This is a genomic window from Marinomonas sp. 15G6-16, assembly GCF_055809555.1.
This window is the reverse complement of the sequence record NZ_CM147916.1, coordinates 1,542,939-1,567,826: the sequence shown is the minus strand read 5'-3', so window position 1 is coordinate 1,567,826 and position 24,888 is coordinate 1,542,939. Positions and strand designations below refer to the sequence as shown.

The following is a 24,888-nucleotide window of genomic DNA, read 5'->3' as shown; positions in this document are numbered from 1 at the left end:
GTCATGACTCAGGTATAATCGGCCAATCTGAGGCATCGACGGAATCCAACTGGTGGTCATAGTTATGTCCTTGCCATTTATGGATGAAACTGTGATTCGGGTCGTACTGCTCAGTCTGCTTCTCTAGATTGAAGCGTCTCCCACCTCTTGGGTCAGCACCAACCCCCGCGATGTATTGCCAATTTCCCCAGTTTGATGCCACATCATAATCAATGAGTTTTTCTTCAAAATATGCAGCGCCATAACGCCAATCAATACCGAGTTCATGGATCAAACAACTGGCCACAATTTGACGACCACGATTGCTCATGAAGCCAGTTTGGTTGAGTTGTTTCATACACGCATTTACGATCGGATAAGGTGTGTTTCCTTGGCACCACTTACGGAAGCGCTCAGCATAAAAACTGCCGTAGGTTTTTGTGTTGGATAAACCGCCGACTAAGAAAAGCTGTTTTCCGTAATAAGTGGCGTACCAGTGGAAGTATTCACGCCACAGCAATTCAAAATAAATCCAATAGGTTGACTCGTTCTCTCCATGTTCCTCCTCGTATTGTGTGAGCGAGGCTAAAATTTGTCTTGGCGAAATACTTCCTTGAGCAAGCCATGGTGAAAACTTAGTTGAATTTCCCCAACCGTCTAAGGCGTTTCTAACTTCCTTGTAATGGCTGGGTAAATTGGTCGAAAAGTAATGATTCAGTTGCCTTTGAGCCGCTTCTTCTCCCCCGGCAAAGGTGGGAATAGCTGTGATTGGCTCGGCTTTCCACGGTCGAATAGAAGGCAAAACGAGCTTGTCTAGTAATGCTGAAACAGCGGGCAATTTGGTTACTTTAGGTGTTGGTTGCGGCACTTCTAATCTTTCAACCAACTTTCGGAATTTAGAAAAAGAACTGGGAAAACTTTGTTCTCTCGCTGATGTTTCTAAAGACACCAAGGTAAAAGGCAGTTGCTCAGGTTCAAACAAGGTTAAGCCATGCTCAATATGAAAATGCACATCTGGAAATTCATTTGCGATTTGTCGAAGGTTTTGTTGCTCGTTCCAGCCGCAGTGATGATTAGAGTAAATGTGAGAAATAGGCAGCTCATTGAGCAATAGCGCTATGCTGGAGGCGGCGTTTTGTTGGCTAACGAACAAGGTCTGGCCAAGTGCTTCTAGCCCGGTGGCGAGACTATTCAGGCCTTCGTTTAAAAAACGGCGACGTAGTACGGACATACCTTGTGTAGCATAACGACTTGGCTGTTTGTACTTGGGGTCATCACAATACAAACAGATTAATTGATCAACTTCACTTGCTGCCAACGACAGTATATTTTGATCGGCACAACGTAGATCATTGCCGAACCAAACTAACCCCAATTTCATATTGATACCTCTGCACCTTGAGCTTGTTAAATTTATTACGCAAAGAGTGATGAATTGGTTTTGTGATGCATTCAAGAAGTGTTGAGGCTAAGGAAATAAATTTTATACTGGATGAAAAACCACAGCAAAAATAGGGTTATAATGCGCGCACATTCTCTCAATCTGTATCAAAGGTATTGATAAACTATGAGCCTTCCTAACTGCCCAAAATGCAACTCAGAATACGTTTACGAAGACCAAATTATGTTGGTTTGCCCTGAGTGCGCATACGAATGGAATCCAAATGAAGTCATCGAAGATGAAGACGCACTTATCATTAAAGACATGAGCGGCAAGTTGCTACAAGAAGGTGATAAAGTGACTTTGGCGAAAGACCTTAAAGTAAAAGGCTCTTCGCAAGTCTTGAAAATCGGTACCAAAGCGACGATTAAACGCTTAGTTGATGGCGACCACGACATCGATTGTAAAGTAGATGGCGCTGGTGACATGATGCTGAAATCTCAATTCGTCAAAAAAGCCTCAGCTTAAATCATCTCTTGTTATCAAAAAGTGATATCAGGTGAAAATGCGGCCGTGTTTTCACCTGACTTCTAACACCTTTTCCTTTCTTACTTCCCAAATTCAAATGTTCACTAATAATCTCCTAGTTTAAAGGTGAGCAAAATAATGCACATTTTTTCTCTTTCTGCTGCTATTTTGAGCAATATATTTCCCATCTTCTAAATCTCTCACTATATTTGAGTAATATTTTGCTCATTTAGGTGATTCAATATGAAAGTGGAAATGACGGAAGAAGAGAAACAAAGCCTATTATTAGATTTACTAAGGCAGCATATATTAGGTGAAATCAGCCAAGGCGAATTGCTGCAATATCTTCGGAAAAACATCTTAGGCATGTCACAAACTCACTATGCAGAATTGGTTGGAATCAGCCGACGGACTTTGACTGACATAGAGCAAAACAAAGGCAGCCAAGCCCAAGGCATCATTGATAAAGTCTTCAAACCGTTAGGAGTGAAATCCAGCTTAGCGCCGATTCAACCCCACATGGCTTGTTATTTACTGGTGGGAAAAGCGTGAATAAGGCTTTGTTTGCCTCATAACTTAAAAAGCATGATGACAGCAAACACCATAAAAGTGATCCCTGTTATACCGTCGACCCATTTCATACGTTGCTCAAAGAAGTGAGCAACGAACCCACAGAGTTTTGAATAAACTAGGTGAACGCTAAATGTACAGATTAAAAGCACCAAAGTGAGCAAGATAGTCTGTTGAACCAAACCATTTGTTTGCATGATAAAGGTAGGAAGCAATGCCGTGAAAAACACCAAGGTCTTTGGATTAAAAATGGAGAGAATAACCCCCGTATAAAAAGTCATTTTTTTCTTTGGTTGTTCATTAGGAAGTGCATGTCGCGCCGATCTGAATAAAGGGAGCAGACTGATCACTCCTAAATACCCGATATAAAATCCACCTAGATATTTGATGGTAGAAAAAGCCAACTGAGAATGAAGGATTAGAGCACTTAATCCACAAAGCGTTACGATAGAAACCGTCCCCATCCCAAAGATAATGCCACACATAAGAGGTAAGGTTTTTCTTAGTCCCTGCGTCAGGGCGGAGTTCAGCACAGCTAAAGTTCCTGGCCCAGGCGTTGCGGCGGCAATAAGGCAAGTGATGACATAATAAATAAAACGCTCGTTCGCTAAAAATTCCATTACCGACATAAAAATTCTCTTACATAATCCAATTGACTCTATTGTGATCAAAAAGACAATGTCAGATAGAAGAATATTGCGGTGTTTCCGAGATCGTTTAAACAGATACCAAGCTTATTTGTTTAATTTTTACCTTACAAAAGCAATTTTTTATGGTGTGATGTCTATAAGAAAATTGCGCATTCTCATCATGCACTTTTTATTTTTTATTATGGAATAAGACTCGGCTATGGAATTAGGTTCTACTTTCTTCAACTTGGATTGTTATGATGGAATAGAATGTGTGGACGCACATTTTAAGGATCAGCATTTCTCTAAACACGTTCATGAAGGTTATGCGATTGGCGTTATAGAATATGGTGCTCAACGCTTTTACAGTGAAGGTGAGCATCATACTTCTGGTGCAGACAGTTTGGTTATCGTAAACGCCGATTCTGTACACACAGGAGAATCAGCATCTGAAAATGGTTGGGGATATATGGCCATGTATCCTACCCCTGAACTGTTTGATGATGTCCTAGCCGACCTCACATTAAAAAGTAGCAATGCTCCATTCTTTCACCAGCCCATTATTCATGACTCTCGTCTTGTAAATCAGTTTCGCTTAATTTTTTCGGAGCTAAAGAGTGACCCCTCTAAACTGAAAGTAGAAACATTAGTCTATGCCTTCTTCATGCGACTGACACTCAACCAGAGAGCGCCCCAAATAAAAGATTTACTCAAAAAAGACACCAGCAAAGTACACATAGCCAAGGAATACATTCATGCTTATGCTGAGCAAGACATCAGTTTGGAAAAGCTCGCCAAGATCACAGGCTTAAGTAAATACCACCTTATTCGACAATTTGCTTCAGCCTTTGGTATTACGCCTTTTCAATATTTAATTCAATGCAGAATCCAACGAGCACGCCATCTACTGTTCCAAGGCCAAATACCCGCTCAAGTGGCTTTAGCATGTGGTTTTTGTGATCAAAGCCATATGAATACTCACTTCAAGAGAGCACTTGGTGTAACGCCTGCACGGTATCAAAAACAACTTAACCGTTAATGATACTTATGCCTTATTCGGTAACGCCAAGCCAACTGCTAACGTCTCGCTGACAATTTCTACACAACAAAAAAACCGCCTTCTAGATAGTCCAGAAGACGGCTTTCTTGTTGGTAGAACGCGCTGTTGAGTGATGATTCACCACTCAACAAAAAGTTAGTTACGAATCAAATAATCAAATGCGCCAAGTGCTGCGGTTGCGCCGCCACCCATGGAAATGATGATTTGCTTGTATGGTGTTGTTGTCACGTCACCCGCTGCAAAGACACCCGGAATGGAGGTTTCGCCGTGTGCGTTGATAACGATTTCACCACGGTTGCTCAATTGTAGTGTATCTTTCAAGAACTCACTGTTTGGTACCAAACCGATTTGAACGAAGATACCGGCTACATCAACAAGGTGAGATTCGTCTGTACGACGGTCTGTGTATTTCAAACCAATCACACGTTCGCCATCGCCGATTACTTCTGTTGTCATCGCTTCTTTGATGATGGTTACGTTAGGCAGAGATTCTGCTTTTTTAACCAATACATCGTCAGCGCGTAGAGTGTCGCCAAATTCAAGTACAGTTACGTGCTCAACGATACCAGCAAGGTCGATAGCCGCTTCAATACCTGAGTTACCACCACCAATTACCGCTGTTTTCTTGCCTTTGAACAATGGGCCGTCACAGTGTGGGCAGTAAGCAACACCTTTACCACGGTATTCTTGCTCACCAGGAACATTCATTTCTCTCCAACGAGCACCGGTCGCCAAGATAACTGATTTACTCTTCAAGATTGCGCCGTTTTCTAGCTCGACTTCAACGAACTCTTTCTTCTCTAAACGAACCGCTTTTTGCGTTTTCATTAGATCAACATCGTAATCCAATACGTGTTGCTCAAGACCAGCGACCAATTTCGGGCCGTCTGTTGCTTTCACAGAGATGAAGTTTTCGATCGCCATAGTGTCTGCAACTTGGCCACCAAAACGCTCTGCCACGATACCAGTACGGATACCTTTACGCGCTGAGTAGATTGCTGCTGCAGAACCCGCTGGGCCACCACCCACAACCAATACATCGTATGGGTCTTTTTCCGCTAACGCAGCGGCTTGTTTGTCAGCAGCGCCTGTGTCTACTTTGTTTAGAATCTCTTCTAATGTCATACGACCTTGGCCAAAGTGTTCGCCGTTTAGATAAACAGACGGAACCGCCATGATATTCAAGTCGTTTACTTCATCTTGGAATAACGCGCCATCAATCATGGTTGCGGTAACTTTCGGGTTCAATACCGCCATCAAGTTTGTTGCTTGCACAATGTCTGGGCAGTTGTGGCAAGAGAGGGAAATGTACACCTCAAAGTTTAATTCTGTGTCTAGAGACTTAATTTGCTCTAGTAATTCTGGTGCCGCTTTCGAAGGGTGACCACCAGCTTGCAACAAGGCCAATACCAAAGAAGTAAATTCGTGGCCCATTGGGATGCCTGCAAAACGCACGCGAGGTGCTTCACCTTTAGGAGCGATTGCCATTTGTGGCGCACGACCCGCTGGGTTTTCGTCTACAGTCAATGTAATTTTGCCGCTTTCAAGCTCTGTGATTTCACGAGCCAAGCTAAGTAATTCTGTTGATTTTTCTGAACCATTTGTGGACACAGTAATTTCAATCGGATTAACGATATTCTTTAGGTATGCGCCCAGTTGCTGTTTTAAATTTGCTTCTAACATAATGTTTAACCCGTTAAGACTGAGGGATTACTGTAAATTTCGGGTGCAAGAATCCATACCAAGCCAATAAAGGGCTTGAAATCCGCATTCCGAAAATAATAAATAAGGGCTTTATCCAAGACCTAGGCAAAGCCCGATGTTGGGTGCGAAATGCACCCAACAACAGGAGGTGTTGTCTTAGATTTTGCCAACAAGATCTAGAGAAGGAGCAAGAGTCGCTTCACCTTCTTTCCATTTCGCTGGGCAAACTTCACCTGGGTGAGCCGCTACGTATTGAGCTGCTTTCACTTTGCGAAGTAGGTCTTCAGCGTCACGGCCGATACCTTCAGCAGTGATTTCCATTGCTTGGATAGTACCTTCTGGATCGATCAAGAAAGTAGCACGGTCAGCAAGGCCTTGACCTTCACGCATCACGTTGAAGTTGTTTGTGATGTTGCCAGTTTGGTCGCCTACCATGAAGTATTTGATTTTACCGATAGTGTCAGAGCTGTCGTGCCAAGCTTTGTGAGTGAAGTGAGTGTCTGTAGATACAGAGAATACTTCTACGCCACGTGCTTGAAGTTCTTCGTATTTGTCTGCAACGTCGCCAAGTTCAGTTGGGCAAACAAATGTGAAGTCAGCTGGGTAGAAAAAGAACACAGACCATTTGCCTAGAACGTCTTTTTCAGAAATTTCTACGAACTCACCATTTTTGTATGCAGTTGCGTTGAATGGCTTAAGTTGAGTGTTGATCATTGTGTATCTCCTAAATAAGAATTTATGTAAGTGCGTTACCAACGAGAGTTATATTAGGGGAAAGTTTCGATTTGATGAAATTGTTATTTTTATTACTTTTGATTGTTAAAAACTATCATCTTGCTTTTGCAGATTGAAAATACAATAAAAAATCCCCAAACCCTTATAAATAAAGGCTTGGGGCTTTTTAGAATTGAACGATCCTTATTGAGGGGCGAGCGAGATTAAACTTGATCTAAACCAAATTTAAAGCTTTCTAATAGGTCGTCTGTATCTTCAATGCCGATAGAGCAGCGAATCATCTGTTCACTGATGCCAGATTTGGCTCGGTTTTCCGGACCCATTTCATAAAAAATGGTGCTTGCCATTGGCAAAGCAAGTGTTCGGTTATCACCTAAATGAGTGGCATTGATTGTAATGTCGATTGCATCTAACAGCTGTGCGCAGTCATAACCCTCTTTTAGGTCAAAGCTAAGAATGCTGCCGTAATGTCTGAACCAATCGCTGGCTTTTTGGTGCTGAGGATGTGACTTCAGCCCAGGATAGTAAACGGCTTCGATCTTGTCGTGAGATTCTAAAAATTGCGCGAGAGCCAGTGCGTTCGCACAAGATCTGTCCATACGCAGCGCCATGGTTTCTGAGCCAACAGCGATTTGGTAAGCACCATCAGAGCTCAAGGTGCCGCCCATGTCTCGCAAGGCTTTCTTCTTAATTTGAGTCAATCCCCATTTGTTTTCATCGCCTTTTCGATAAGCATCGAAAATATTTGGGTAATTAGACCAATCGAATAAACCTGTGTCTGTTACTGCGCCACCCAGAACCGTGCCGTGACCACAAAAATACTTAGATAAGCTGTTCATCACCAAGCTAGCTTTGGCTCTAATCGGCTGGAACAAATAAGGCGAAGTCATAGTGTTGTCCACTAAATAGACCAAACCTTCCTGCTCACACCAGTTGCCTATGGCGACCAAATCTGAAATTTGAGTCCCAGGGTTGGCGATGGTTTCAACAAAGACCATGAGCGTGTTGTCTTGCTTCGCAGCAATCACATTGTCTGCATCTGTCGCGTCTACCAAGGTTACTTCAATACCAAAGTTTTCCAAGGTCGTGATTAAGCTGTAAGAGTTACCGAATAAGTATCGGCTGGCAATCAGGTGATCGCCACTTTTTAGCAAGGTTAAGAAAATAGCGCTTAAAGCACTCATTCCTGTTGCGAACACTAAACTGCCGATACCTAATTCAGTCTGGCTGATCATCGACTGCAAACTGTCTGTTGTTGGCGTCGCTTGGCGCGCATAACTGTGACCAGACGTTTTGCCTTGGAACACATTTTCTAGGTCTTTTGTGCTTTTATAACCATAAGGAACAGAGTTATAAATCGGCGTATGAATGGGGTTGTCATTATGATCTAACTGACGGTCATGGTGGACTATGTTACTGGTGAAGCCTTTTAACTTTATCATGTGAGAATCATCGCATTTAATCTTTGAAAGATACTAAGACTGTCTTACTTAGCTTGATTTCGTATCATGATAATACGGTTCTAAACACGATACTAGGAAAGTTAAAAGGCGCAGGCTTTAGGCTAACGCCACTGGGCAAGTCTCGACATTTGTAAGTGTCGTTCATGCTCTGCTTGGTCAACGGTAATAGGTGTGAATTGAATAACATCGCCCGGTTTTTGCTGAGATAAAATGCTGCCGCCATAGCGTGTTACACAACCGATTTTTGGATAACCGCCAATGGTTTGTCTGTCTCTTAGCAAAACAATAGGTTGTCCGTCTTTAGGTATTTGAATGGCGCCGTAAGCGATGCCCTCAGAAATAATCCCTTTCAAATCACTGCTAATGACTTTGCCTTCTAATCGATATCCCATGCGGTCGGAATTACCAGAAACCCGATAATCGCTAGAAAAGAAGTTAGCCCGTTCCAAGGTCGAAAAAGACTCATATTGATAACTCAAAATCACAGGGATTTCTGTTTGGCCGTAATTAGGAATGGCCAATCTTGGTACCGCGCGATCTTGATGATGAGTAAAAGGCTGATACTTGAGCATGTCGCCTTTCTGCAATTTATCGCCTTTCCCTGTCAATCCACCAATCTTTTCACGCATAACAGTAGCAACGCTGTCTAATGTAGGCTCACATAAAAAACCGCCTTTCACGGCGAGATAAGCGCGCAACCCCCAAACTGGCTGGTGGAATGCTAGAACATCGCCTTTTTTGATTGCGTAACTGCGCCAAGGGGAAATGCTTTTGTCGTTTAAAGTCGCGCCAAGATCCGCGCCTGTAATGGCAATACTGGTATCGGCTTGCGCTTCTAAAGAAAACATACCGAATGTGATTTCAATTTGCGCGCTATTGGTGTCGTTATCAAGTAACGCATTACTCCAACGAAACGCCATTTCGTCCATTGGTCCGCCTGTAGTTAACCCAAGGGACTGATAACCATGACGTCCCAAATCTTGAACCAATGCCAATAAACCGGGTTTGATTACTTTAAAAGCCATCGAGCTGGCCTCCTAATACTAAAAATTCATCTCTTGAGATGGGCTCGAATCTTACTGAATCTCCCATGGCGATCAAGGCAAGATTCTCACTTCCCCAATCCACAAGCTGTACTGGCGTGCGGCCGATAATCTGCCAGCCACCGGGTGTCACGCTTGGATAAACCGCGGTTTGGTTCTCTGCCAGTGCAACGCTGCCAGTCGGAACTTTTAGTCTTGGTGTGGTTTTACGCGGAACATGGAGCTCTTGTGGTGTGTTGCCCAAAAAAGCAAAGCCAGGAGTGAAACCAATAGCATAGGCTCGATAAGTGGTTTCACTGTGACGCTTGATGACTTCTTCCATGCTTAGCTGGCAATGTTCAGCAACGTCCTGAATATCGGGGCCAACTTCTGGCCCGTAATACACAGGAATCACCACTTCGCGATGGTCTTCTAGCGCGAAATCATTTGGATCAATGGCTTCGATGGTTTCGCGAATGGTTTTACATATCACGAAACGGTCGTAGTGATCATCGTCAAACACCACCAATAAAGTCGTGTAAGACGGCACTAAATCCACAATGCCGTCTAACGATTTTAAATGCTGTGTGACCTGCGCAATGTAGTTGGAGGTGGTTTCGCTAATCACCTGACAAAAACTCAGCAGACAAGCCTGATTGCTGACCATTTCAATGTTCGGAAATGCAATTGGATTTACTGTGCTCATATTGAGTTCTAGTTAGCCTTGTTTAAACGGTCTACCAAAGTACGAATGCGAGTAACGGCTTCCAGTGCATGATCGCCATCGCCATGAACGCAAATAGTGTCGGCGTGGATCGCCAATGTTTTACCTGATGCCGTTGTGAGTGTGCCCGTTTCGCACAGTTGCTCAACTTGCTTCTCGATCAAGTCAAACGTAGCGTGAACGGCTCTTGGCTCTTTACGTGGTGTCAGGCGACCTTCGTCTGTGTATAAACGATCAGAGAAGGCTTCAAACCAAACATCAATGCCGTATTTCTTCGCCATCTTCTTGATTTCTGGCGCTTCAGGAACCGCCATCACCATTAATGGAATGGTTGCATCCAGTTCACTCACGGCTTGCATAACGGTTTCTAGCACAGAAAAATCCGCCATCATTGTGTTGTATAACGCACCGTGTGGTTTTACATAATCCACTTGAGTGTTTTGGCTTTCACAAATGCCTTTTAATGCGCCAACTTGGTACTGAATAATAGCCTTCAATTCTGCAGGTGCGATGTCCATATTACGACGGCCAAAACCGACCAAATCTGGATACGCGGGATGTGCGCCAATCGTTACATTATTTTGTTTTGCCAGAGCAACGGTTTTTGCCATGGTGAGAGGGTCAGAAGCATGAAAGCCGCAGGCAATGTTTGCCTGATCCACAAACGGCATTATCTTGTCGTCTAAGCCCATTTTCCATGCGCCAAAGGCTTCACCCATATCGCAATTTAATTTCATTTTGAGTTCCTGCTAATAAATCATTAATACGTGACTAATTTTGCGACATGGTTGTCGGCAAATAAGTCACAATTTCTGGAAAAACGCTGATCAAAAGAATCGCTACACCAATCAACAAGAAGAAAGGCAACGCGGCTTTTGCAACGTATAAAATATTTTTCCCCGTGAGGGCTTGTATGACAAAGAGATTGAAGCCAACGGGCGGTGTTATCTGCGACATTTCGACCACTAAAACGATGAAGATACCGAACCAAAGTAGGTCAATGTTTGCTGCTTGAATCACAGGCAAGATAACCGCAACTGTCAACACAACAACGGAAATTCCATCTAAGAAACAACCCAATACCACGAATAAAACCGTGAGATATAAGATCAATTCCATTGGTGACAATGACATGTCGCCGATCCAAATTGCCAAGGCTTTAGGTATGCCTAAAAAGCCCATCGCAAGGGTTAGGAAGTGCGCACCAACAAGAATAAAGCCAATCATACAGGAGCTTTTTACCGCGCCAAGTAAGCTGTCCATAAAACTGTGTTGGCTTAATGATCCTGTGAATGCTGCCAAAACCAATGCGCCAGTAACACCGATCGCCGCGGCTTCTGTTGGTGTAGTTAATCCGCCATAAATAGAGCCTAAAACAAAACCAATTAAGCCGACTACTGGCAGCAACTTACGCAAGCCTTTTACGCGAGCTGCCCAGCTGGTTTCGTGACCTGTTGTTTTTGGCAATTCGTTTTTGTGCAAATGTCCCCAAATCATGGTGAAACCCATGAATAACGACACCAATAATAAACCAGGTAACGCACCCGCAATGAACAAGCGGGCAATGGAAACTTCAGCCGCAACGCCATACACAATCAGGATGATAGAAGGCGGAATCAGCAAACCCAAGGTACCAGATCCTGCGAGTGTACCGATCGCCATACGATCGCTGTAACCTTGTTTACGAAGCTCTGGTAGCGTCATACGACCTATGGTTGCGGCCGTTGCAGCAGAGGAACCAGACACCGCAGCAAAAATGCCACAGCTCAAAATATTTACATGCAACAGTTTGCCTGGAACGCCACCTAACCAAGGTGACAAACCTTTGAATAAATCTTCAGATAAACGTGTGCGGAATAGCACTTCACCCATCCAGATGAAAAGTGGTAATGCGGTCAAAGACCAAGCGGTACTTGCGCCCCAACTTGACGTGGCGAACAGTAAATCGATTTGATAATTCTCGGACAAGATTAGCCCTAAACCGCCAATCGCAATGAGAGTAAATGAAACCCAAACGCCTAAGCCAAGTAACGCGAATAGGGCGAATCCTAACAAGATTGAAATCCACATCATGTCCATTAGATTTCCTCCAACGACAAGGCGTCTTCTTGTTTTACATAATCAGGTTGCTTGCCTCGAATCACGTCGATCCAAGCATCGAATATTGCCAATGTTAATGCAATGGCACCGACTGCGACGGGCACTTGAGGAATCCATAGTGGCACAGGTACATAACCGTAAGAGACTTCATCGTAAATGTAAGATTCGTACACCATGAATGAACAGGCGTAAGACACATAACAAAGCAAAGCCAATGAGAGTGTAAGAATTAGGCCTTCTTGTATTTTGCGAGGCAGAGGCGAAAAACGCTGAATCACCAGCGTTACTCGAATATGACCACCTTCTCTAAAAGTGTAAGCCAAACCTAAAAAAGTCGATGCAGCGAGTGCGAAACCAGCAAAGTCTTCAGCGGATGGCACAATAAAGTTGAAGAAACGGCCGATGATTTGCGCTAGTAGCAACAAGGTAATAACGACGATGAAGAAGCCAGAGAGCAGGCCCGAGCATAGATAGAGTTTGTCTTTAATTCGGCTCATAGTATGTCACTTTTTCGAAAAGGGAGTGTTAACAGTAAACAGTATTGTTGTTTGAATACAGAGTCTTAAAAATACTGTCTAGCACCCTTTTAATAAAGAGCACTAGACAGTGAAGGGAGGACAATAGAAACATTCTTGGCTTAATTTACAGCCAAGAAATATTAACCTTCGTAGTTTCCAAGAATAGTACCAACGTCTTTCGGCGCTTCTTCTTTCCACTCTTGAGTCATGGTTTTACCAATGGCTTGCAACTCTTTCAGTAATTCTGGAGAAGGCTCAGATACTGTCATGCCATTATCAATCAAGATTTGTGTATCTTTATCAGCACGAGCAACGACCTTCGCCCAACCTTCTGCTTCTGCGTGTTCTGCCGCATCCATGATGATTTGCTGAGTTTCTTTATCTAGACGACGGAAAGCTTTCTTGTTGGCAACAACAATGTTTTTAGGAACCCATGCTTTGATGTCTGTGTAGTAATTTACATAATCCCAAGCTTGGCTTGTTACACCAGTAGAAGGTGATGTCACCATAGCTTGAATAATGCCAGTACTAAATGCCTGAGGAATATCTGGGTTTTGAATTGTCGTTGGCGTTGTACCCATTAGATCCGCTAGACGAGAAGTCGATGGGCTGTACGCACGCATTTTAGAACCGGCTAGATCTGATAGTTTGTTTACAGGCTCTTTGCTGTAAAGACCTTGAGCTGGCCAAGCGACAGTGTATAAAAGCACCATGCCATCTCGATCAAGGCGTCTTTTAACAGCTGGTTTTGCGGCTTCCCATAATTTTTTAGCGTCTTCATAAGTTGTTGCTAAAAATGGAATGTTATCGTGTTTATAAACTGGGTTTTCATTCCCTAAAATACCTAGGAACACTTCACCCATTTGTACTTGTCCCGTTTTTACGGAACGTGGAATTTCTGTGTGTTTCACCAAAGAAGCACCAGAGTGAACTGTGATGTCTAGCTCGCCATTGGTTTTGTCTTTGATTTCTTGAGCAAAATCATAAGCAATTTGAGTAGGTAAATTACCGTCACCATAAGGCGTTGGCATGTGCCACTTAGCTGCAAAGCTGGCAGTGGAAACAAGCCCACCAATAAGTAACGCGCTGGTTAGTTTCAACATAGTTTTGTTCCTTTAGTTTATTTAATTATGAATTTCGCAGTATTGGTTCTGCACTCTCATCAATTCATTGGATGAATCGTATGGAGCTATTTTTGTTTAACTAAGTCACTCAAGAGTAGACCTCTCTGAAACAAAAAGTCTAATCGTGTTTTTTTAGATAATTTGATCAATTTTTTTATCAAAGAGTGGGGCCAAAACGATATGATTTTATTAAGTCGCTGCTTTTCAGAAGAGAATTAAGACGAAACTGGCACAGTTATGGGGTAGTTCTCACGAATATAATCCATCTGTTGGTTATTCAACGCAGGCGGAAGGAGAGCAAACTTACCAACGTGTTTTTTCTCAGTGAACGTTTGTTGAGCTTGAACAATATCTGCTAAATCAAAGGTTTGTGCTAATAAAGGTTTGATCTCTTCTTGCTCAATGTAGTTCACCAAATTCGGAAAAACAGGCTCGTCCCATGCGGTACTTCCAAACAAAGTGAGGTCTTTTAAATACAACTGACGCATATCCAATGTCACAACAGGGCCAGCGATGGCGCCAGAGGAGGCATATCGGCCACCTCGCTTTAGCACTTCAATGACCTGACCGAAAGCATCGCCAGCGACATTATCAATCGCCACGTCTATGCTATTCACACCTAAGGCTTTTATTAAATCTTCATCGCGAGCAATCAGTGCATCGGCGCCAATATCAGCTAATTGCGGAAATTTATCTCGACCACATACTGCGGTTACTTTTGCACCTCGACGTTTAGCAAGTTGCACAACAGCAGAGCCAACGCCACCAGATGCGCCCATCACCAATACATGATCTTTAGATGAAACACTGGCTCTGTGTAACATGGTTTCTGCCGTCCCGTAAGCGCAAGGAATCGTGCCTAACTCAGCATCCGTCCAATCACAGTTGATTGGAAAGACTTCGCTGGCAGGTACTTTAACGAATTGCGCAAACGCACCATCGTAATCTGAAGCCATCCAAATATTTTCTTTCGACTCCCAACCTTGCGTTCGTGAGCAAGCTCGCACCAATGATCGTTTCCCCAATAACGCTTTATCTTTTTCGGAAGCAACGGCCATAACTCGACCACAACAATCTGTGCCTTGAATAAAGGGAAAAGGCGTTGCGCCATTCCAGCCACCGTCAGACTTCTGCCGACTACGTTCCTCTTCGTCACCCTCTAAATCGCTCGTGCCTTTTGTGACAGAAGATGAATACCAACCCATGCGTGTATTGATTTCGGTGTTATTAACGCCTGCTGCTAAGACTTGCAACAAGACTTCTCCTTCATTGAGCGCCGGAATGGGAACATTTTTATATTCTAACTTTTCATAACCGCCATTCCCTGTTGTCACCACAGCTTTCATGGTGACGCTGTCATTTTGTAATTCAAAGCGCTGTTTATCATTAAGAGAAGAAATATTGATGGTCATAATAAATACCTAGTAACACTCATGGAAAAATACATCACAAGGATGTATCAGATGTCGGCGGTTCTTTGATCGTACTCGTTGGCGACAGATAAGGCTAAACTGGCCGCTTCGCTAGCAATGTGGTCTTTTGGGTCATTCAAATACGATGCGGTAAAAACTAAGTCTTCAGGTGCCCAGCCTGGATCGAATGCTTTTAAGCGATTGCTTTCAACGTAGCGTTTTGCCAACTGCACAGGTAAGGCGCCGACACCGATGCCAGAGGCGACCATTTCAAAACTGGTGGACAAGGAGGTGGAAGGAAACACCTGACCGATTTCTTGATAACGCTGCATTAGCTCAGAGATCAATTCTTGATACGGCCGAGACAATCGTGAGAAAGAAATAATAGGCACGCTTCCTAAGTCATGGCTGTCCATGCTCGGTTGGCAAAACCAACCTAATCGAAAAGGCGGGAACATGATGTTTTCCACGTTGCCTTCAGATAATGGTCCCATTAAAAACACCAAATCCATGTTATGGCTGAGCAGTTGATCTCGCAAATGGATACTGACATCAACCGAAAGTTCGACAACCAATTTTGGGTAGCGTTTTCGCAGAGCGGACAAAAACTCCGATAACCAAGATTGCGCAATGGTTTCGGCAACGCCAATTCTTAATGTGCCCTTTACTTCTTCTGACGGTGTGAGTTCCGCTTTAATTTGCGAAACAGAGCGTTCAATTTGCTCCGCATGGGAGCGCAATAAAATGCCTTCTTTGGTTAAGACCAAACCGTTTTTTTGGCGGTCAAACAGTCTGACTCCTAAATTATCTTCCAGAGCTGAAATGCGGCTTGATATGGCAGGCTGAGATAAATTCATCTCTCTTGCCGCTCTTCGAACACCACCTAACCTTGCGACCCAAAGGAAGGTTTTGAGTTGGTCAAAGTTCATTTATGAGGCTCCAGTTTGCAAAGTGATCTGTTTTTTTTATCACTTTAGAAAGAAAATAGCGAATTGACTTTATCGCTCTGTCGTTTAACACTGAATTTAGCCTCTTTAAAGATGACCCCTCATTTTGTCTTTTGAGGTACATAAAAAAGATTTGTACAAACAAATTCACAAAAGATAGGACACGAAAATGATCAAACCAAATTTCCTCATGAAAGGCATTCCTCTAGCGTTACTTGGCGCTTTTGCATCGAGCCAAACCCTTGCTGATGAATCCTTTTCCGTTGTTGGCAGCTGGAGTAGCCTCCCGCTTTATAAGCAATATGAACAGCCTTTTTGGACAGACATTCTGCCAAGTGATAGCAAAGACGAGTTTGAAGTCGTTATGACAACTCATGACCAAATGGGCATTGGTACTGGCGATGTTTTCCGTATGTTAGGCGATGGTGTTTTTGATGTTGCGATGACATCCGGCGATTACGCGGTAGCCGATGCGCCAGCATTAGAAGGTTTAGATGTGCCTTTGCTAGCGAGTTCAGCAAAGCAAGCCAAAAGACTAATAGAGGCCGCTCGCCCTATGGTCGACGAAATTTATGAAACAACATTCAATTCAAAAGTATTGGCGATTGTTCCTTACCCACCGCAAGTGGTTTTCTGTAAAGGCGATGTATCGTCAGTATCCGATCTAGAAGGCTTAAAAATTCGTGCCTCTGGTCGTATGACAGCGAAATTCCTAGACGCTCTAGGCGCACAAAGTGTCAATATCAGCTTTGGTGAAGTGCCTGGTGCATTGCAGCGTGGCGTAGTGGATTGTGCCGTAACAGGCGCAGGTTCTGGCTACAGTGCTGGCTGGTGGGAAGTGACAGACACATTGATGACATTGCCATTGGGTGGCTGGGACCCTGTCGTAACAGCGATCAACCTAGACAAATGGAACGATTTATCTCCTGAAGACCAAGCTTTCTTAGAATCTGAAGTGTCTGAGAAATTCGAAAAAGCCGTATGGAGCACAGCTCAAGCTGAGCTTGATCAAGACGTTGCTTGTTTAACAGGCAATGGCGATTGTGCAAGAGGCCCAAGCCACAGCATGACATGGGCTGAGCCAAGTGCAGATGATATTTTCACGGCGAAACGCATTCTGATCGACACTGTATTGCCTGAATGGGCAGAGCGTGCTGGTGGAGAGTGGGTTGAAAAATGGAATGCAAGTGTAGGTAAAGTAGCGAAAATCCAACTCGCTGTTCCTGGAGAGTAAGCACAATGTTACGCATTATTGATTGGTTAAAACGCATCAATAATGGAGTGGCGATTGCCGCAGGCCTAGTTTTACTGGCCTGCGTTCTCCTCATTCTAATTGATATTTTATTACGCGAATTCGGTATTAGCTTTGGTGGTTCAGAAGAAATATCTGGCTATGTGATGGCGTCGGTTTCCAGCTGGGGCGTTTGCTACGCATTAACCGAAAAAGCTCATGTACGGATTGATGTAATACGTAATAAAGGCAAAGAAGCCGCCCGTTCTATTTTTGATCTTGTTGCTTTGGCAGCGACCTCTTATGTGGCAGTTTTTGCGGCTTATCATGTGATTCCCGTAGTAGAAAAAACATTGAAACGAAATTCCCTTGCGAATACCTCGTTAGAAACTCCTTTGATAATTCCTCAATCTATTTGGATGGCTGGCTGGATTTGGTTCGCCGTTACGTCCTGTGTTTTGTTGGTATGCGCTTTGGTTTTGGTCATTAAGCAAAAACACAGTCAGGTTAATGACATGATTGGGACGGAGACAGAGTAATGCTTCCTTTTACATTTTTTGGCCTTTTGGGGTTGTTGGCTCTGTCCATTCCAGTTGGCATCGTATTGTTTTTATTGGCGTTTGGGATTGATGCGTTTTTTAGCCCTTTCCCTTTGATGAGAGGACTTGGTCAGGTTCTGTGGTCTTCTTCGAACCATTCCACTCTGATTGCGATTCCTCTGTTTGTTTTAATTGGTGAAATTCTTCTTCGTAGTGGCGTCGCGCAAAAAACTTATAGTGCATTAAATGCTTGGGTTTCTTGGTTACCTGGTGGCTTGATTCACGCGAATATCGCGACGGCAACTATGTTTTCTGCGACGTCTGGTTCTTCTGTTGCAACAGCCGCGACTGTGGCGACTGTGGCAACGCCGCAAGCGGAAAAGCTTGGTTACGATCAGCGTTTGTTTACAGGTTCTATTGCCGCGGGTGGTACGTTGGGGATTCTTATTCCGCCTTCGATCAATTTGATTGTTTATGGATTTCTAACAGAAAGCTCTATTCCCAAACTGTTTCTCGCCGGCATTGTGCCTGGTATCAGCATGGCGCTGATGTTCATGATAGTGACTGTGATTATTTGCTCACTGTGGCCTCGTTTAGGCGGCCCGAAGCAGCACAGTACATGGAAAGAGAAAATCGTCGCGCTCAAGTCTTTATTACCCGTTTTGCTTTTATTGTTCAGCATTGTCGGCTCCATTTATGTCGGCTGGGCAACGCCAACAGAAGCCGCTGCGATTGGCGTTCTGATCTCCTTTGTTCTGGCGATGGCGTACAAAGCCTGTTCGAAGAAAATGCTGATGGACAGCTTGGCTGGCACGGTTCGTATTACCGCCATGATTATGATGGTTGTGTTGGGCGCTTATGTTTTGAACTTTGCTTTAACCGCAGCAGGTGTTGGTCGAACCTTACAAATGTTATTGGAAGGTTTGGGTCTTAGCGCGTTAGCGACCTTGTTGATCATAGTGGCTATGTACATTGTGCTGGGCTTTTTCATCGAGACTTTGTCTCTGATGGTCGCGACGATTCCGATTGTTGTGCCGATCATAGTTCAGCTTGGCTACGACAAAATATGGTTTGGTATTTTGATGATTATTTTGGTCGAGATGGCGCTTATTACACCGCCCGTCGGACTGAATTTGTATGTTGTTAACTCAGCTCGTAAAAACGGCAAAATCTCTGATGTCGTCGTGGGCAGCTTGCCGTATGTCGGCGTGATGATCTTGATGATTATTTTGCTGATCGCTTATCCAAGTATTTCTCTTTATCTACCTACTAATTTTTAAGGATTTTTATGATTTTTACAGTAAATGGAGCTGCCAAAACATTTGATATTCAACACCTTATTATCGCAGGTTGGACAGCGCGTGATATGGCGTCTGTGCAAGAGCACATTGATGAATTAGCCGAAATTGGTGTTGCACCACCTTCTACTGTGCCTTTGTTTTACCGCGCCTCTAACTTGCTTGTTACGCAGGCTTCCCAAGTAGAAGTATTGAGTGCGGATACATCTGGAGAAGTTGAGCCTTTGATCATCAAGGCAGACGGCAAGTTGTATCTTGGTATTGGTTCTGATCACACGGATCGTAAGCTAGAGGCTTATTCTGTTGCGCATTCTAAGCAAGTTTCTGCAAAACCTGTTTCGACTGAATTATGGGATTTCTCTGAAGTAGCGGATCATCTAGACGATTTAACGATCGAGTCTTGGGTAGATGAAGGCGAAGGTTGGATTCAATATCAAAAAGGCTCGTTGGCAAATATTCGTCCTTTAACTGAGTTAATTGAAAAAGGGAACTTGCTAGACGGCAGCGCAATGTTATGCGGTACTTGCCCTGCTATTGGCGGCGTTCGCCGTACAGAGAAGTTCAAAATGAGTATCCATGATCCAATTTTGAATCGCACTATCTCATGTGAATACCTATCTAAAGAACTGCCAATAGTGAGCTAATCTATGACACAACCAAACCAGACGGATTTTCCTTGGCTGAATAGGGACTTAAAAGCACAGTGGGCGACTGCCTTAGACACGGCACAACTCAAAGGTAAAAGTGTTTTTACTGAGCTATTTGGTTATCGCGAGCCAGCAAAAGGCCCTTTGAATGGTGCCATTGTTTCGATCAAAGACTTGTTCGATGTAACAGGTTATAAGACACAAGCTGGCTCTGTATTTATTGATAATAAGCTGGCGAAAAAAGACGCCGCAGCGGTGTCTTTGCTTCGTAATGCTGGCGCTAGCTTGATCGGTCACACCAACATGACGGAGCTTGCTTACTCTGGCTTGGGTTTGAACCCGCATTACGGTACGCCAGATAACCCGATTATTTCTGGCCGTATTCCGGGCGGCTCTACCAGTGGTGGCGCAGTATCGGTTGCCTTGGGTATTGCCGATGTTGCGCTGGGGACAGACACAGGTGGCTCGTTGCGTATTCCTGCGGCATTTTGTGGTGTGACTGGTTTTAAACCATCTGAACAAACCGTATCTAGAGAAGGTTGTTTGCCTTTGTCTAGCTCGTTAGATTCGGTGGGCCCGATTGCCAATACTGTTGAAGAATGTGAGCTATTTTGGAAAGTCTTGTCAGGTGTGTCAGATACGGATGCTTTGGCGCAGGAAAGCCAAACAGACCTTTCTCAGCTGACGCTAGTTGTGCCAACAAACTTCGGCATGAATGAACTAGACACCTTGATTGAGCAAGGTTTTGCCGACATTTTGTCTCGTCTTGAAGCAGATGGTGTGAAGATTGAGCGACGCTTTGTTGACGCGCTAGAAGCTTACAAAAGCATACCGGTTTGGCAATTCTCTGCTTTTGAGTGCGATGCTTATTATGGCGAGCATTATGACTTGAGTGAGGTCAATATGGACCCTAGAGTCGCTTCTCGTGTGGCTCGTGCTCAAACAATGACGGCGGTGGATTTTGCACAGACAAAAGCGGCGAGAGAAGCCTTTATTCAAGGCGTGGCAAATCAAGAAGCCAACACGGTTTTCTTATTGCCAACGGTGGCGGTGCTGGCACCTGAACTGAAAGATCTTGAAGAAAATGCTGAATATGACCGCTTGAACTTGCTGTGCTTGCGCAATACGTCTTTAGCGAATGTGCTGAATGGTTGCAGTGTCTCTTTACCGTTTCGCTATCAAAACGAGCCAATGGGACTCATGTTGACAGCAAATAACGGTATGGATCAGCAGGTTTTGGATTTAGCCAAAGTAATTCAAACGACCACTCAAGAGGCCAAATAGGCCTTTCAAAGCAAGGGGGAAACTAAAGGTTTAGTCTTCCCCTTCGCCTGATAATCTTCTTGCATCATATTCTTTGGCGGCAAGCACGGCCATTTCAATGACCATGTCGGCAATCGGATTAAAAGGTTCATCGGAATATGACGCTGTGAAAGGCAAATCACTTGGCGTCCATACGGCTCTGATTTTTTTCAACTTCCCTTCTTCCAGCTCTTTCTTGATCATCACATTTGGCAAGGTAGAAATCCCAACACCATCAATGGTCAAGCTTCGGCACGCGGCCAAAGATGTTGAAGAAAAAGTGTACAGGTGGCACTTCAAGATCTCGAAATCTTTGCATGATTTCCATATAAGGCTTGGTGCCGCGGGCATACGTAATGATGGGCCAATTCACCAACTCTTCCAGATACAAAAGACGATCAGGCAAATCCAGTTCTGGGCTGGCAACCCAAGAAAGATCAAACGTCGAGAGTTCTCGATTGACAATATTGGGCTCTGTAATTGGCCCCATGAGCAAAGCTAAATCCAAACTTCTGTCTTTAATTCCAACCGCTAATCTTTCCGTGACATCCACAACCATGTCGACCGCTAGCTCTGGCATGTCTTTGTGTAATCGAGACAAGAATTGTGGCAACCATGTGTTGACTATGGTTTCAGCCACCCCAAGTCTGAGTACGCCAGAATAGGCTGTTGAGACTTCCGCACGTTTTCGTAATTGCTCGGTTTGATACAGAATTTTTTCCACGTAGGGCAATAGCTCTTTGCCTTTTGGTGTCAGCATAATCGGGCTTGAACCACCAATACGCTCAAATAATTTCACCCCTAGTTCTTCTTCTAACCCTGAAATTCTCGCAGAAATCGCGGGCTGTGTTGTGTGAAGCTTTTCCGCGGCTTTACGAAAGTTGCCTATCGTTGCTACCCACATGAAGGTTTCTAAGCGTTTGTAGTTCACAATGGGGCTCCAATAAAACAATCTAAACAGTAAAAGTGTATTTTTATACTGGGAAGAGTATAAGGCTCGACAAGTTTGAGCAATCTTTACCTTTTACGGATGATTAGAGTCGTTGGTCTGAAACAGTGCTTGCGCTATGCTGTAAATAACGAAATAGGAAGAAGAGCACGATGAACAAATTAGTGTCTTTATTGTTAAAAGGTTTGGTAGCGGTGCTGCCAATTGGGTTAACGGTATATTTAATTTATTGGTTATTAGCGACAGGGGAAAGCCTTGCTCAACCTCTTGTCCTTTGGTTGATTCCAGACAGCATTTATTTTCCTGGTTTAGGGTTAATTGCTAGCTTAGGAATTTTGGTTTTGGTTGGCTTTTTGGTGAACCTTTATGGCGTTCGTTATCTGGTAAAAATAAGCCAGAATATCTTTGAACGAATTCCTTTAGTGAAATCCATTTACGGCGCTTTTAAAGACATGATGATGGTCTTTAATTTGTCTGAAAAGAAGGAAATGAAAAGCGTGGTTTCTATTGAGTGGAACGGCGCGCAAGTCATCGGATTTGTGACGGGCGAGCAAACAGGGCAGAAACTGTTTGGAGATCAAGACTTAGTGGGCGTTTATGTGCCATTGAGCTATCAGATTGGCGGCATGACTTTTTATATTTCCCGCGATCGTTTAACAGTTTTAGACATTGGCGTTGAAGAAGCCATGCGCCTTGCGTTAACCGCAGGTGTGCAAAGTAGCCCCAAAGCCGAAGACTGACTTCGAGAAGTCATTGGTGTTACGCATAATATTCTTTATCATGCGTTCCTATTTTATCCAGAGCCACTTTAATTAATGAGTTACGGTCAAATGCAGAAAACAGTAATCATTGTCGGTGCCGGTCCAGCAGGCTTAATGGCGGCAGAAGGCATTTGTGCCGCAGGTCATCAAGTTCATGTTTATGACGCTAAACCCAGTGCTTGCCGTAAGTTTCTACTGGCGGGCGTGGGCGGTATGAACATTACTCACTCCGAAGCCTATCCTGAGTTCATCCAACGCTATTACGATAAATCCGATTGGCTTGATACCGCGATTCGCCAGTTTGATGCCGATGCCTTGCGCGGGTGGATTCATGACTTAGGTGTCGAAACCTTTGTGGGGACATCTGGTCGAGTTTTCCCTGTGGAAATGAAAGCCGCACCTTTGCTACGCAACTGGCTGAAACGTCTACGTGAATCTGGCATCGAGTTTCACATGCGCCATAAAATGACTGCGCTTGAAAACAACCAAGCGACGTTTGAGCATAATGGTGAAACCGTGGTGGCGAAGGCTGATGCTATTGTGTTGGCAATGGGTGGCGCTAGCTGGCCGAAATTAGGCTCTGACGGTGCTTGGCTGCCTGTTTTACAGGAAAACGGTGTGAAGGTTGCGCCATTGCAGAGTGCGAATTGTGGCTTCTACAGTGACTGGAGTGAGCATTTACAAACTAAGTTTGCTGGCAGTCCTCTAAAAGATGTTTCTTTCTCGTTTGCTTTGAGTGATGGCAAGCGAGTATCGAAAAAAGGCGAATGCATTGTCACCAAAGATGGCATGGAAGGCAGCTTGGTTTATGCTTTTTCTAAATACATTCGTGACGATATCAATGTTGCAGGCCGCGCTGTGATTGAGATGGATTTTCTGCCCTTGCAAAGCGAAGAGCAAATTATCAAAAAGTTGCGTAACACCAAGCCGAAAGAATCCTTTAGCAAATACTTAAAACGCACTTTGGGTATCAGTGGTGTGAAGACAGCGCTTTTGTATGAAACCTATGACAAGGGCCAATACCAAACTCCAGAAACACTGGCGAAGTGTTTGAAGTCATTGCCTGTCTACTTTTATAAAACCAAACCGATTGAAGAAGTCATTTCCAGCGCTGGTGGCGTTTGTGAAAGTGCGGTGAATGACAAGCTGATGTTGAACTCTATGCCGAGCGTGTTTTGCGCGGGAGAAATGCTGGATTGGGAAGCGCCAACTGGAGGCTATTTGTTAACCGCTTGTTTCGCGACAGGTTACTTAGCGGGACAAGGTGTGAACGATTGGCTGGAAGAGCATTAAGCTAAATTAGTCCGCTTTGTAGGCTCGATAGAAGCGCTCAATGGAAACATTGGGCGCTTTTTTGTGATCGTTATTTTTCTCATCGTTATTAATAATCGGTTTGGCTTTTCGGTTGGCCAAAAGAGTATTGCACGCCGATTGAAGCCACGTTATCCAAGTAATGATCTTCTAGGTCTTTTATGAGTCGGTAATCTGCACGTAAGCTTACATCGCGATTAAGGGCGTATTTCACTCCTGCGCCTATGTTTGCTGATAAGTTGGTACTTGGGTCGCTGCCATCAATTTCGTTAAGCCCAACCCCTGCGGCTAAGTAGGGTGTTAATTTCACCGTATCAAACTCGGGTAGAGCATACACGCCGTCCACTCGATAAAAATCTAAGTCATTGTCTTCGCCCCGTTGGCTTGCATTAGAATGAAGATAAACCGCTTCTACTGCTAAGGGACTGTTAAATTGGTAGCCAACACCAATAGAGTAAGAAGTATCGTCGCCAGCTTCTCTATTACCGGCATGGTATAAGCCAATACTGGGCGTCACAGTTAAACCCGGTTTGGATGGTTCTGCGTAGGCCATAGTTGTTAAGGATGATGCAATTAGAACACCGCTGAAAAGCGTTCGCTTTGTGAAAGAAGTAGACATAATCATTTCTCCTAATGAACATAATGTTTGTTGTTCGCTAGTCAGATTACGCCAATAGATTTTGCTGAAAAGCCCCCGTTAAATGCGCAAATAATAGGGTGTGAACCACTCCTGCCGAATCATGACATTTGCTTTACTAAAACGCCTAAATTGAAGGCTGTTTAGAACTTCATATAGGCTAAAATCGAGGAAGAAATACGTCACTTATTACAATAGTTTTGCACTTCTTTTTGGCTGAAAATAATTGTGATGAAAGTAAGCAAGGCGGCTGTTATTTGATGCTATTTTGAGGAGTGCTTGAAATATTTGCTAGGCTGTTAAGACAAAAAAAGCGC

Annotated in this window: 26 protein-coding genes; 10 read left to right on the top strand and 16 right to left on the bottom strand. The window is 44.0% G+C overall.

Going from position 1 to position 24,888, the window contains the following annotated elements; all coding sequences use genetic code 11:
- Position 1: 1 nt before the first annotated feature.
- Positions 2-1,360, bottom strand: coding sequence for a DASH family cryptochrome (locus AC0L46_RS07630; protein WP_473507006.1), 1,359 nt, complete (start codon positions 1,358-1,360; stop codon positions 2-4).
- 186 nt (positions 1,361-1,546) lie between these two features.
- Between AC0L46_RS07630 and AC0L46_RS07625 the strand changes: the two genes are divergently transcribed.
- Together AC0L46_RS07625 and AC0L46_RS07620 are read left to right on the top strand one after the other, a co-directional pair.
- Positions 1,547-1,888: a zinc ribbon domain-containing protein YjdM gene (locus AC0L46_RS07625; protein ID WP_414682319.1), complete on the top strand. Its 342-nt coding sequence runs from the start codon at positions 1,547-1,549 to the stop codon at positions 1,886-1,888.
- 243 nt (positions 1,889-2,131) lie between these two features.
- Positions 2,132-2,440 carry a helix-turn-helix domain-containing protein gene (locus AC0L46_RS07620; RefSeq protein WP_473507004.1) on the top strand — a complete coding sequence of 103 codons (309 nt, stop codon included), beginning with the start codon at positions 2,132-2,134 and terminating at the stop codon, positions 2,438-2,440.
- A gap of 17 nt (positions 2,441-2,457) precedes the next feature.
- Here AC0L46_RS07620 and AC0L46_RS07615 read toward each other — a convergent pair whose 3' ends face one another.
- Complete coding sequence (locus AC0L46_RS07615) at positions 2,458-3,087, bottom strand: LysE family translocator (protein ID WP_473507002.1); 630 nt, start codon at positions 3,085-3,087, stop codon at positions 2,458-2,460.
- 220 nt (positions 3,088-3,307) lie between these two features.
- On the opposite strand from AC0L46_RS07615, the gene AC0L46_RS07610 reads away from it, so the two are divergent.
- On the top strand, positions 3,308-4,126 hold the full coding sequence (locus tag AC0L46_RS07610; RefSeq protein WP_473507000.1) for a helix-turn-helix domain-containing protein: 819 nt from the start codon (positions 3,308-3,310) through the stop codon (positions 4,124-4,126).
- A 156-nt stretch (positions 4,127-4,282) separates the two neighbouring features.
- Here AC0L46_RS07610 and ahpF read toward each other — a convergent pair whose 3' ends face one another.
- The 11 genes from ahpF to AC0L46_RS07555 form a co-directional block, all read right to left on the bottom strand.
- Positions 4,283-5,830: an alkyl hydroperoxide reductase subunit F gene (gene ahpF / locus AC0L46_RS07605; RefSeq protein WP_473506998.1), complete on the bottom strand. Its 1,548-nt coding sequence runs from the start codon at positions 5,828-5,830 to the stop codon at positions 4,283-4,285.
- A gap of 177 nt (positions 5,831-6,007) precedes the next feature.
- Positions 6,008-6,565, bottom strand: coding sequence for an alkyl hydroperoxide reductase subunit C (gene ahpC, locus AC0L46_RS07600; RefSeq protein WP_414682314.1), 558 nt, complete (start codon positions 6,563-6,565; stop codon positions 6,008-6,010).
- A gap of 224 nt (positions 6,566-6,789) precedes the next feature.
- Positions 6,790-8,028 carry a cystathionine gamma-synthase family protein gene (locus tag AC0L46_RS07595; RefSeq protein WP_473506995.1) on the bottom strand — a complete coding sequence of 413 codons (1,239 nt, stop codon included), beginning with the start codon at positions 8,026-8,028 and terminating at the stop codon, positions 6,790-6,792.
- A 122-nt stretch (positions 8,029-8,150) separates the two neighbouring features.
- On the bottom strand, positions 8,151-9,074 hold the full coding sequence (locus tag AC0L46_RS07590) for a 5-oxoprolinase subunit C family protein (protein ID WP_473506993.1): 924 nt from the start codon (positions 9,072-9,074) through the stop codon (positions 8,151-8,153).
- The gene (gene pxpB / locus AC0L46_RS07585) at positions 9,064-9,777 is read right to left on the bottom strand and encodes a 5-oxoprolinase subunit PxpB (RefSeq protein ID WP_473506991.1); all 714 of its coding nucleotides are present in this window, start codon (positions 9,775-9,777) and stop codon (positions 9,064-9,066) included. The genes AC0L46_RS07590 and pxpB overlap by 11 nt, the downstream gene beginning before the upstream one ends.
- An 8-nt stretch (positions 9,778-9,785) precedes the next feature.
- The gene (locus AC0L46_RS07580; protein ID WP_414682310.1) at positions 9,786-10,532 is read right to left on the bottom strand and encodes a 5-oxoprolinase subunit PxpA; all 747 of its coding nucleotides are present in this window, start codon (positions 10,530-10,532) and stop codon (positions 9,786-9,788) included.
- Positions 10,533-10,566: 34 nt separating this feature from the next.
- Entirely contained in the window at positions 10,567-11,874 is a 1,308-nt protein-coding gene (locus tag AC0L46_RS07575; protein ID WP_473506989.1) for a TRAP transporter large permease, read from the bottom strand.
- The gene (locus tag AC0L46_RS07570) at positions 11,874-12,392 is read right to left on the bottom strand and encodes a TRAP transporter small permease (RefSeq protein ID WP_414682308.1); all 519 of its coding nucleotides are present in this window, start codon (positions 12,390-12,392) and stop codon (positions 11,874-11,876) included. Before AC0L46_RS07570 ends, AC0L46_RS07575 begins: the two co-directional genes overlap by 1 nt.
- 161 nt (positions 12,393-12,553) lie before the next feature.
- Positions 12,554-13,516, bottom strand: a complete 963-nt coding sequence (locus AC0L46_RS07565) for a TRAP transporter substrate-binding protein (protein WP_414682307.1) — start codon at positions 13,514-13,516, stop codon at positions 12,554-12,556.
- Between the two features lie 236 nt (positions 13,517-13,752).
- Entirely contained in the window at positions 13,753-14,949 is a 1,197-nt protein-coding gene (locus AC0L46_RS07560; protein ID WP_473506987.1) for an alcohol dehydrogenase family protein, read from the bottom strand.
- A gap of 47 nt (positions 14,950-14,996) precedes the next feature.
- The gene (locus tag AC0L46_RS07555) at positions 14,997-15,878 is read right to left on the bottom strand and encodes a LysR family transcriptional regulator (protein WP_473506985.1); all 882 of its coding nucleotides are present in this window, start codon (positions 15,876-15,878) and stop codon (positions 14,997-14,999) included.
- A gap of 187 nt (positions 15,879-16,065) precedes the next feature.
- Between AC0L46_RS07555 and AC0L46_RS07550 the strand changes: the two genes are divergently transcribed.
- The 5 genes from AC0L46_RS07550 to AC0L46_RS07530 are packed head-to-tail and all read left to right on the top strand — an operon-like array spanning position 16,066 to position 20,895.
- Complete coding sequence (locus AC0L46_RS07550; protein ID WP_414682304.1) at positions 16,066-17,130, top strand: TRAP transporter substrate-binding protein; 1,065 nt, start codon at positions 16,066-16,068, stop codon at positions 17,128-17,130.
- Between the two features lie 5 nt (positions 17,131-17,135).
- On the top strand, positions 17,136-17,666 hold the full coding sequence (locus tag AC0L46_RS07545; protein WP_414682303.1) for a TRAP transporter small permease subunit: 531 nt from the start codon (positions 17,136-17,138) through the stop codon (positions 17,664-17,666).
- Complete coding sequence (locus tag AC0L46_RS07540; protein ID WP_473506983.1) at positions 17,666-18,946, top strand: TRAP transporter large permease; 1,281 nt, start codon at positions 17,666-17,668, stop codon at positions 18,944-18,946. The genes AC0L46_RS07545 and AC0L46_RS07540 overlap by 1 nt, the downstream gene beginning before the upstream one ends.
- 8 nt (positions 18,947-18,954) lie before the next feature.
- Positions 18,955-19,608 carry a DUF2848 domain-containing protein gene (locus tag AC0L46_RS07535; RefSeq protein WP_473506981.1) on the top strand — a complete coding sequence of 218 codons (654 nt, stop codon included), beginning with the start codon at positions 18,955-18,957 and terminating at the stop codon, positions 19,606-19,608.
- Positions 19,609-19,611: 3 nt separating this feature from the next.
- A complete protein-coding gene (locus AC0L46_RS07530) occupies positions 19,612-20,895 on the top strand; it encodes an amidase family protein (RefSeq protein ID WP_473506979.1) in 1,284 nt (427 codons plus the stop codon).
- 30 nt (positions 20,896-20,925) lie between these two features.
- Here AC0L46_RS07530 and AC0L46_RS07525 read toward each other — a convergent pair whose 3' ends face one another.
- A complete protein-coding gene (locus AC0L46_RS07525; protein WP_473506977.1) occupies positions 20,926-21,159 on the bottom strand; it encodes a hypothetical protein in 234 nt (77 codons plus the stop codon).
- A complete protein-coding gene (locus AC0L46_RS07520) occupies positions 21,149-21,844 on the bottom strand; it encodes a LysR family transcriptional regulator (RefSeq protein WP_473506975.1) in 696 nt (231 codons plus the stop codon). Before AC0L46_RS07520 ends, AC0L46_RS07525 begins: the two co-directional genes overlap by 11 nt.
- Before the next feature lie 170 nt (positions 21,845-22,014).
- On the opposite strand from AC0L46_RS07520, the gene AC0L46_RS07515 reads away from it, so the two are divergent.
- Positions 22,015-22,602 carry a DUF502 domain-containing protein gene (locus AC0L46_RS07515; RefSeq protein WP_414682297.1) on the top strand — a complete coding sequence of 196 codons (588 nt, stop codon included), beginning with the start codon at positions 22,015-22,017 and terminating at the stop codon, positions 22,600-22,602.
- 90 nt (positions 22,603-22,692) lie between these two features.
- Positions 22,693-23,916 carry a TIGR03862 family flavoprotein gene (locus AC0L46_RS07510; RefSeq protein WP_473506972.1) on the top strand — a complete coding sequence of 408 codons (1,224 nt, stop codon included), beginning with the start codon at positions 22,693-22,695 and terminating at the stop codon, positions 23,914-23,916.
- Between the two features lie 88 nt (positions 23,917-24,004).
- Here AC0L46_RS07510 and AC0L46_RS07505 read toward each other — a convergent pair whose 3' ends face one another.
- A complete protein-coding gene (locus AC0L46_RS07505; RefSeq protein WP_473506970.1) occupies positions 24,005-24,553 on the bottom strand; it encodes a porin family protein in 549 nt (182 codons plus the stop codon).
- Positions 24,554-24,888 lie beyond the last annotated feature (335 nt).